The following is a 939-nucleotide window of genomic DNA, read 5'->3' as shown; positions in this document are numbered from 1 at the left end:
GGAGGACTTCTCGGCCGCCTACGTGCTCGGCCGCTGCCTCCACTTCGACGAGGAGGAGTTCGGGGAGTGGTACGAGACCGCCCTCGCCACCCACCGCGTCCTGGCCACGGACCCCGCCAGCCCCTGGCGCACCCTCCCCTGGACCTGACCTGACTGACCTGACCTGGCCTGGCCTCCCCCCGGCCCGGAGGGAGGCTCAGCGGTCGGTCTCGGCGCCGCCCGGCACCTCGTAGACCTTCCCGTCCACGCCCGCCCGGTAGAGCCGGCCCGCCGAGAACCCCCGGTCGCCGTGCCCGTAGGCGATCTGCGTCGAGAGGTGCAGCCCCGACTCCACGGAGCAGAGCCGCCCGTCCTCGACCCGCCAGATCTCACCCGCCGCGTGCGTGGCGATCAGCGGGCGGCCCCGGCCGTCGAGGGTCAGCCCGTCCGGCAGGGCGAGGGCGTCGGAAACCCCGGCGGACACCCACAGCCTGGGGTGCGCCGGATCGCCCACGGGGATCCGGTACAGCCCGGGCGCCACCGTGGTCTGCACGACGTACACCTCGCCCCCGTCCGGGGAGACCGCGATCCCGTTGGGCTGCGGGACGCGGGCCCAGGCCGGATCGACCCGGCCGTCCGGGGTGACCCGGCCGATGTTCCGGCCGCCCAGGGTCGTGGTGTAGACGGTCCCGTCGGGCGCCAGGGCCACCCCGTCGATCCCGCCGAGGCCGGCTGCGTACGTACTGACCGCACCGGAATCAGGGTCCACCCGCAGCAGCCGCGAGGTGGGGAACAGGTCACCGGTCAGCGAGTGCGCGAGGTCGTTGCCCGTGCCGACGAGGAGCTGCCCGTCCTCGCGGACGACGATCCCGCCGTTGGCCCCGACGTCCCCGGTCAGGGCCACCGGGGCGCTGCCCGGCGCGTCGATCCGGTAGACCCGGCCGCTGAAGTAGGCGGTGG

2 protein-coding genes are annotated in these 939 nt (G+C 75.0%); one reads left to right on the top strand and one right to left on the bottom strand.

Annotated elements, in window-relative coordinates; translation table 11 throughout:
• Positions 1-148, top strand: a 148-nt coding sequence (locus tag SSNG_RS38985; RefSeq protein ID WP_129593375.1) for a DUF1266 domain-containing protein, incomplete at its 5' end; no start/stop codon positions are given.
• Between the two features lie 48 nt (positions 149-196).
• Here SSNG_RS38985 and SSNG_RS01610 read toward each other — a convergent pair.
• The coding region (locus SSNG_RS01610) for an SMP-30/gluconolactonase/LRE family protein (protein WP_007262033.1) at positions 197-939 on the bottom strand (743 nt) is incomplete at its 5' end.

Origin of the sequence: Streptomyces sp. C (genome assembly GCF_000158895.1) — a bacterium.
GTDB lineage: Bacteria > Actinomycetota > Actinomycetes > Streptomycetales > Streptomycetaceae > Streptomyces > Streptomyces racemochromogenes.
Note: the sequence above shows the minus strand (reverse complement) of the source record. Positions and strands in the feature narration are given on the sequence as shown.